The sequence below is a fragment of the Ohtaekwangia sp. genome, from assembly GCF_036786105.1.
GTDB lineage: Bacteria > Bacteroidota > Bacteroidia > Cytophagales > Cyclobacteriaceae > Ohtaekwangia.
In genome coordinates, this window is record NZ_DAIQRQ010000007.1 from 46,627 (window position 1) to 55,974 (window position 9,348).

The 9,348-nt window shown below is 44.3% G+C and carries 4 protein-coding genes and 1 pseudogene; all 5 read left to right on the forward strand.

The features are described 5' to 3' along the window. The first annotated feature begins 676 nt into the window (after nt 1–676). Complete coding sequence (locus V7Q33_RS05460) at nt 677–1,630, forward strand: phosphatase PAP2 family protein (protein WP_333819149.1); 954 nt, start codon at nt 677–679, stop codon at nt 1,628–1,630. Between the two features lie 115 nt (nt 1,631–1,745). Then, entirely contained in the window at nt 1,746–4,379 is a 2,634-nt protein-coding gene (locus V7Q33_RS05465) for an ABC transporter permease (RefSeq protein ID WP_333819150.1), read from the forward strand. A 6-nt stretch (nt 4,380–4,385) separates the two neighbouring features. Next, the gene (locus V7Q33_RS05470; protein WP_331980591.1) at nt 4,386–4,724 is read left to right on the forward strand and encodes a PadR family transcriptional regulator; all 339 of its coding nucleotides are present in this window, start codon (nt 4,386–4,388) and stop codon (nt 4,722–4,724) included. Between the two features lie 461 nt (nt 4,725–5,185). Further along, complete coding sequence (locus tag V7Q33_RS05475) at nt 5,186–8,917, forward strand: ThuA domain-containing protein (protein WP_442945905.1); 3,732 nt, start codon at nt 5,186–5,188, stop codon at nt 8,915–8,917. A 105-nt stretch (nt 8,918–9,022) separates the two neighbouring features. Next, a pseudogene (locus V7Q33_RS05480) lies at nt 9,023–9,348 on the forward strand (sugar phosphate isomerase/epimerase); the annotation flags it as partial.

A 9,348-nucleotide genomic window follows, 5' to 3' on the forward strand; every position in this document is an offset into this window, starting at 1 on the left:
CCGATTACTATCGGGGAGGTTCGGGGTTTTCCCGACTATTGTCGGGACTGCGAGTGCACCATGAAAGACCGAAGATAATCCTTCGGTCTTTTTTATTTACTCAAACCTTCAAGTTCCTATAGCTCATCTTGCCATAGAGCACCCCGATTACTATCGGGGAGGTTCGGGGTTTTCCGACTATTGTCGGGACTGCGAGTGCACCATAAAAGACCGGAGATAATCCTTCGGTCTTTTTTATTTACTCAAACCTTCAAGTTCCTATAGCTCATCTTGCCATAGAGCACCCCGATTACTATCGGGGAGGTTTCGGGTTTTCCCGACTATTGTCGGGACTGCGAGTGCTATAACTTTCTTTCAGTGATGAAGAAAACGCTTTATCCTCTTAACCACTGTTTTATGAAACGTTGCTTTAGCATAGAACTTGTCTACGAGCCTTGGAAAAGTAATCGCTTTGTTCAATTCTGATGATGTGCCCTCTTTAAATAAAGTTGTAATTAGTATTCATATTTTGATCTGAATAGCCTGGTATTTTATACTCTGCTATTGTGCCTGCCGTCCATTTATACCCATAAACATCTTGGGTGCGGTTTTAGGCTTATAACTTTTCTTCAGAATGTGTACAAAATTTGTTTACACTTTTGGTAATAGCCTTTTAGGTGATAAAGCCTTGTAAACGATGAAAGTATTTCTTCTTGCTCTTTCCACGACTCTAATTTTTGTTGCCCCCGGGCGAGCGCAGCGGTATGATTCTATAATTTATTCTTCAGATTCATTGAAGTATAAAAATGTTCAATGCTATAAATATCTAACCAGCACGTTCTGTTACAGCAAACCACAACCCTTCTCATTTGTCACGCATGCTCCCAAAACAATTTCAATGACATTCAAGGAAACTTTTTCTCGGAAAAGTTTGCCAGTGCTTTCAGCGATAGCGTTATCAACGTTGGTCTTGATTCCATTTGATCAGGATATAACCAATGGCGTTCAGAAGCTCAGTAATAATATAGATCTTAATAGCGATATAGTCTACTCGAATGTTCTTGGCTTTAAAATGGGTTCTAAATATATACCCATCTATCAGGCCCCGCGTAATTTAAATACAGCGGTATATTCCCTGGGCGAAGGGTTTACAAGTACTATACTCAGTGGAGGTATGTTTATATATGGTAAAATCAAGCGTGATAATCGCACCTTACAAACGGCAAGTCAGATTATGCAGGCGCAAATAGCGGTCGGGTTGATAACCCAGGTTTTCAAGCGGGTTTCTGGTCGGGAAAGCCCACGTGTTTCCTCAGCGTCTGGCGGTGTTTGGCGTCCGCTGGTAAGCTTTTCTAATTTTCAGAATCATACCTCGAAATACGATGCATTTCCCTCTGGCCATTTGGCAACGATGATGGCAACCGTTACTGTATTGACATCAAATTACCCGGAAAAGAAATGGCTTAAGCCGGTATGCTATGCTTTAACAGGTATGGTGGGATATGCCATGGTTAACAATGGTGTTCATTGGTCGGGCGATTATCCATTGGCGTTGGGTATCGGTTATTTATGTGGAAAGGTAACTGTGAATATGAACAGATTTGTACAAGGACAAAGAAGTTCGGAACGAAGAGCCTTTCGTTGGCTATAGTTAATAAGAAGCAGTCTGTACTTGATTCAATCTGCCACCAGGCATGTGTTGTCACAATCTATTTTTTCCACAAACATGAAACATATACCATTACTTTCACGTTTGTGGAATATATATGAACAGGGTTTCACCGCCCAAATGGGCCAGTAGATTTCTGGAATGGTATTGCAATCCCGCATTGCTGGAAGAGATTCAGGGCGATGCGTATGAGCTTTATGCACGTGCTGTCAAGAATCGCGGCCAGCGTATAGCTGATTTTCAATATATGTGGAATGTGCTGCGCTTCTTTAAATGGTCTAATATCAAACGATCGTCCAATCAATCCAGCCCCAACTTTATGATGTATCGAAATTACTTTTCTGTATTCAAGCGGAGCTTTGTGCGCGAAAAGGGATATTCCTTCCTGAACGTATTCGGTCTGGCCATTGGCATTGCCTGTTTTTTGTTGATCAGCCTATATATGCGCAACGAATATAGCTTCGACAGGATGCATACCAAAGCTGATCGTATTTACCGCGTACATGAAGTGTTGCAATCGAATGGTGTAGGAGAGCATTCAGCCAGCCAACCGTTTCCGGTAGCCGAAGCATTATTAACAGACCATGGCTCGCAGATATTGAAGGCTGTGAGGTTCTTTAATTTTCAGGCGCCCACCGTGGCCATGGCTACAGTCGATAATACAAAGGAGTTCAATGAGTCGCGCGTGTTCTGTGTTGATAGTACCGTGTTTGATGTTTTTGATTTTAAATTTATAGAAGGCGATCCTTCTGCACTTGATAAACGTGAAACCATTGTGCTGACCCAAAGTATGGCGCGCAAATATTTTGGCGGCGAGAATCCTATCGGGAAGTATCTGCGGTTTCAGGGTAATACAAATTTACTGGTAACCGGTATACTGGAAGATGTGCCGTTGAATACGCACTTTCAGTTTGATTGCCTGATTTCATTTCGCACACTCGACCAGGTATACGACCCACGCGTACCTCAGTTGTGGCATTGGTATTGGAATCCCTGCTGGACCTATGTTCTATTGCGCGATGCCAGCGATGCTCCATACCTGGAAGCTGCTATGCCTGCTTTTGTAAAAAAGCATTTCCCTGAATTTATCCGCAATGATGTTAAGCTCGAGCTGTTTCCGCTTACCGATATACATTTGAAGTCGCATCTCGATTATGAAATACAGCCCAACAGCAGTTTAACTACTTTATATGTATTCGGCTCTATCGGAATTTTTGTTTTACTCATCGCATGCATCAACTTCGTTAATCTCAGTACCGCGCGTGCTGCCAATCGTGCAAAAGAAGTAGGCATGCGTAAAACGCTGGGCAGTCATCGTCTGCAGCTGGTAGGGCAGTTTTTGTTTGAATCTGTTTTGTTGTGCGTGCTGTCAGTTATCATTGCCATTACCCTGGTGCTTGTAATACTGCCTATATTCAATGCCTTTGCGGAAATGGATGTAAAATCCACTGTTTTGCTGGAACCTTTCTATGTTGCCCTGCTTACATTATTGCCAGTGGGTGTAGGTGTGGCCGCAGGACTTTATCCTGCTGTAGTACTTTCAGGTTTTAAACCCATCACAGCATTAAAAACACGACTGAATCGTGAAGCTGGCGGAGCGTTTCGCAAAGGATTGGTGGTCGTGCAATTTACATTATCCATTGTGTTGCTCGTGGGTACCGGTGTCGCTATAGATCAACTGAGTATGCTGCGCAGAAGTGATACTGGTTTCAAGCAAGACAATGTTATTATGATTCCGGTTACACGTTCGCCCGTAGCGCAGAATTATGAATCGTTGAAGAATGAATTTTTGAGAAACAGGAATACGATAAGTGTTACAGCCCTGGAAGAGGTGCTTGGTGCCAAGCACCAGGTAGGTAACTATATATTTGAAGGACAAACAGAGTCGCGCCCGTTTCCCCGCCTTACAGTGCGCCACGACTTTGCAAAGACCTTTGATATACCCATTGTAGCGGGGCGTGATTTTTCTGAAGATATAAAAACGGATGATTCGCTGGCGCTCATTGTAAATGAGACGTTTGTAAAACAGATGGGATGGGGTTCTAACGAGGCGGCTATTGGCAAAACGTTCAATAACCGGCCTTCGCATCGCATTATCGGAGTAGTAAAGGATTTTAATTTTACGTCACGGCATAACCCTATTCGGCCACTGGTATTACAGCTGAATACAACGCCTCGTGCATTTGATGTACGCATCAAGTATATGGCTGTTCGTATTTCTGGTAATGATATTCCGGGCACAATCGAATGGCTTGGAAAACAATGGAAGGCGCAGATTCCCGGATGGCCTTTTGAATACTTCTTTTTGAAAAACGATCTGGAAAAACTTTACAAAGCCGAAACCAAACTCAGTCGTGTTACCATCGTATTCTCGGCGCTGTCTATACTGGTAGCTTGCCTGGGATTGTTTGGTCTGGCTACCTACATGGCAGAGCAACGCAAGAAGGAAATGAGCATTCGCAAAGTTTTAGGTAGTTCTACCGCACATATATTTGTATTGTTCTCACGGCATTTTTTCAGCATGATTTTAATAGCCAACCTGGTGGCGCTGCCGCTGGCCTATTTGCTGATGACGCTGTGGCTGCAAAGTTTTGCCTATAGGGTAAGTATAAATGTATGGCTTTTTGGATCCGCTGCTATGACCGCTATTGTTATCGCTTTCTTTACCATCAGCTACCAGGCGGTTCGCATAGCCAGTGTAAATCCTGCAGAGGTATTAAAACGGGAATAAAAAAGTATGAAAGGAACATATTTAGGAGAGCTTGAAGAATTGGTATTGCTTACAGTAGGAGCACTATATAAGGATGCGTATGGTGTTGCCGTGATGGATGAGATTGAACGGCAAACCGGCCGCAGTCTTAACATCAGCGCTGTACATACTGTATTAAAACGCCTCGAAGAAAAGAACTATGTAACTTCGAAGATGGGTGACCCCACAGGCGAACGTGGCGGTCGCCGCAAACGACTCTTTATGTTAACCGCTGCCGGAAAACGTGCACTGAGTGAAACCAATGAGGTGCGTAACGAACTCTTCAACAAAATACCCAAGGTGGCCCTGCAATTTAACGTTGCTTAAGATATAGGTTGCTGCTATTCTCATAGCATCGTTCCCGAAACCATTAGTCACTCATTTCCCCGGTGAGCTATACGGTTGGCAATATATTTTTAGCATCGGTAAACCCTATCTATAACCAACAGCCTGATGCTGATAAAGGCGGTGTTATCATATCATCTCTTGTTAAATTTCCATCTGCTTGTGTGACAGATGAGTTTTTACAAACTCGATGTCTATTGTTCACATCTCCAATAACATTGCAGGTTCAGAAATTAATTTATTAAGATCAAACATTTCGTTATGCAAGAGAGCATGTGGCAGAGTACTGTCAGCGTAATCCATAGGAAACAAGCGGTTAAACACTTGTTGTGTCCATCCTACACAATGAAAATGGCATTTATGTAATATGCTTCTGGAGTTTTCGAAGTAATGTGTATCTTGTACACATTGATTTCGACCCAACCAATCATTACTCAAAACGCATGAAAATGTCCAGCGCACTAACCAGGGGCTTTTACAGCCTTGCCATTACCATACTTGTACTGATGTTTACGTTTAGCCGGCCCGTTGTGGAGCCGCCTCGCATATTAGTGTTCACCAAAACAGATGGATTCCGCCATACATCTATCGAAGCCGGGAAAGCAGCGTTTGAAAAGATGGCGGCTGAAAAAGGATTCACTGCCGATTTTACCGAAGATGCTTCGCAATTCAGAACAGAAAATCTGAAGAAATATAACGCAGTTGTTTTCCTTAACACAACCGGCGATGTACTCAACAACGAGCAGCAAGCTGAGTTTGAAAGATATATACAGGCTGGCGGTGGCTACCTCGGTATACATGCCGCTACAGATTGCGAATACGACTGGCCATGGTACGGGCAGCTTGCAGGAGCATACTTTCTTGACCATCCGAACCCGAACAATATTCAGAAAGGTAAATTTTATGTTGTAGAAAAAGATCATTGGGCTACCAAAGGGATGCCCGATGAGTTTGAGCGAACCGATGAGTTCTATAGCTTCAAGCGCATTGATCCCTCCATACATGTGTTAATCAGGATTGATGAGAAATCGTACCAGGGTGGTAAAAACGGAGATAATCACCCGATGAGCTGGTATCATGAATTTGATGGCGGCCGTGCCTTTTATACGGCCATGGGCCACACCGATGCTACATTTTCAGAGCCGCTGTTTCTAAACCATATCTGGGCCGGGTTGCAGTATGCAATGGGCGGAGAAACACCAGGCCCGCTCGATTTTTCAAAAGCAAGACCGGAAGAAAACCGCTTCTCTAAAGTGATACTGGAAGAAAAGCTGAATGAACCGATGGAGCTAAGTGTACTGAACGATGGACGTATACTTTTTATTGAGCGCCATGGTGCTGTGCGATTGTATAATCTTAAAACCAAAAAGCTTAAGACCATTGCCACCATTCCGGTAAGCACAAAATATACCGACAAGGAAGGAAAAGTTTCTGAAGCCGAAGATGGCCTGCTGGGCCTGAACAAAGATCCAAATTTTGCTGTGAATCACTGGATATACCTTTTCTATTCCGATCCGGTAAAATCACAGAACGTATTGGCACGCTTTACTTTGGTGGGCGATGTGCTCGACATGAAATCAAAGAAAATACTGCTGGCGGTTCCTACGCAACGCGAGCAATGTTGCCACACCGGTGGCTCCATTGCGTGGGATAAGGATGGGAACCTGTATTTATCAACGGGTGATAATACGAGCCCGCGTGAAGTGGCGTATGCTCCGATCGATGAGCGACCGGGTAAAGCACCGTGGGATGCACAGAAGTCATCGTCTAATACAAATGACCTGCGCGGAAAAATTATCCGCATCAAGCCGAAAGCAGATGGCACTTATAGTATACCGGAAGGAAATCTTTTCGCAAAAGGTACGCAGCTTACCAGGCCGGAAATATATACCATGGGACATCGCAATCCTTTCAGAATATCGGTCGATCAGCGAACCGGCTATGTATATTGGGGCGAGGTTGGCCCGGATGCCGGTAGGCCTGACTCGCTGCGCGGTCCTGCAGGACAAGATGAAGTAGGCCAGGCCAGAAAAGCCGGTAATTTTGGTTGGCCTTATTTTGTTGGCGACAACAAGGCCTATAATAAATTTGATTTCGCTAATAATACGCCTGGGGAATTTTTCAACGCAGAGAAACCGCTTAACACTTCGCCAAACAATACCGGGTTAAAAGAACTGCCTCCTGCACAGAAAGCACTTATATGGTATCCCTATGGAGAGTCTAAAGAATTTCCATTGGTAGGCTCGGGTGGAAGGAATGCTATGGCGGGTCCTGTATTTTATAGCGATGATTTTAAAACAGCTGCGCGTGCGTTTCCAAAGTACTATAATGGAAAGCTCTTCATCTACGACTGGATGCGCGGATGGATCATGGCGGTAACACTCGATAAAGATGGAAACTATATATCGATGGAGCGCTTTATGCCGAGCTATAAATTCAGTAACCCGATGGACATGGAATTTGCAGCGAATGGCGATCTGTATATGCTGGAGTATGGATCGGGATGGTTTACCGGTAACGATGATGCGCGCCTTATTCGTATTGAGTATAATGGCGGTAACCGTAAGCCTGTTATAGAACTAACAGTTGATAAGCTGGGAGGTTCGGTTCCTTTTACCGTAAGTCTTTCTTCTAAGGGAACAAAGGACATCGATGGTGATCCGCTGAAATATACCTGGAAGATTACATCAAAAACGGGCTTTGCAAAAACAATCCATGAACCGGATGCGAAACTTACACTCTCGAAAGCCGATATATACAAAGCTACGCTGACCGTGGCCGATGATAAGGGCGGTATATCTACACGGTCATTGGAGCTCACAGCCGGAAATGAACCTCCTGTAGTTACGTTTGATATTGGTAACAACAATAAAACATTCTACTTCCCTGGCAAAACCTATACCTACACTGTAGAAGTAACTGATAAAGAAGATGGCTCGCTGGCCAACGGAAAAATTAAACCGGAGCAGGTTGTGGTAAGTATAGATTACCTGGCAGAAGGCTTTGACAAAACAGAGATTGCACAAGGCCATCGCACGGCCGAAGCTGCCGCGGTAAATATATCGAAGGGATTGAAGCTGATGGAAGGAAGCGATTGCAAGGCATGCCATGGTATAGATAAGAAATCAATAGGCCCTGCTTATCGCGAAGTGGCTTTGAAGTATAAAGGCAAAGCAGGCGCCGTAGAAAGCCTTACAAAGAAAGTTATCTCCGGTGGTAGTGGTGTGTGGGGCGATGTTCCGATGGCTGCACACCCACAGCTTTCTGCCGCCGATGCTTCGGAGATGATAAAATATATTATGAGCCTGGCCGATGAAAAACCAAAGGTAAAATCACTGCCGGTAAAGGGTAGCTACACCATTAAATTGCCTGCAGGCGACAAAGGTCAGGGTATATATATCTTCCGGGCATCATATCGCGATCGTGGTGCTAACGGGTTGCCGTCCATTGGTTCCGAAGAGACGTTTACGCTACGCAATCCGTCTATCAATCCTACCAAGTTTGATGTGTTCGAAAATGTTACCAAGATGTCGTATGGCGGAAACTTTTTTGTTATACCCAGCAAATCGGGCAGCTATATCGGCCTGAACCAGGTTGACCTTACCGGTATCACAGCCATGGAACTGATGGCGATGGCACCTAAAGCCCAACTGAATGCAGAAGGCGGCTTCATAGAATTACACATCGATTCTCCCAAAGGTAAATTAATTGGCAAGACAGAATTTATAGGCGATGTGCCCGGTGGTGGCTTTGCAGGCAGACCTCAAACCCTGCTGGTAGAACCTACAGAAGGCGTGCACGATATATACCTGGTGTTTCAAAACCCGGATGCCAAAGCCGCGCAGTCGCTAATGATTTTGATGAATGCTACATTCAAAAGCGGTGGCACCGAAGAAGCATCCAAAATCAATTATACAGAAGGAGACCTTAGCGCCTATGCTGGTAAATATAAAATGACAGGTTTACCTTTTCCGTTCCTGGAAGTAAGTGTAAAAGAAGGAAAACTGATCATGGATGCCGGTGGCCAGGTTGGAGAAATTAAACCTACAGACACAACCGATAAATTCGATGCCGATGGAAAAGCAACCATTCAATTTATCCGCAACGAAAGTAAAAAAGTTACCATGCTGAAAATGGATGCCATGGGCTTTAGCTTCGATGGAACGAAAGAGTAATTATCAGTTATACGTTAAACGTTAGCTGTTATCCGGAAAAGTTTATGAACTGATAACTTGTAACCGATAACGGCCGGCAGCTGGCAACTTAACCCAAAATATACTATGCTAAACAGAAGAGAATTTCTACGCAATTCAGGCGCTATGGCGCTGGGCGCTATGGTACTATCTGGCAGCGCAAAAGCTTTTTTATTGAAAGACAAATTACCACCGGCTGGTGTTCAGCTCTTCACGTTCTTTCCCAAGATGGACAATGACGTGAAGGGAACGCTCAAGCAGATTGCAGATATAGGCTATAAGGAAGTTGAATCTGCGTTTAGTATGAAGGGCGGATACTATGGGATGAAGCCTGCTGAATTTGCACAGATGGTGAAAGACGTTGGGTTGTCTTGGAAGTCGCACCACGTGCTAGGAACGCCCTATATCAATCC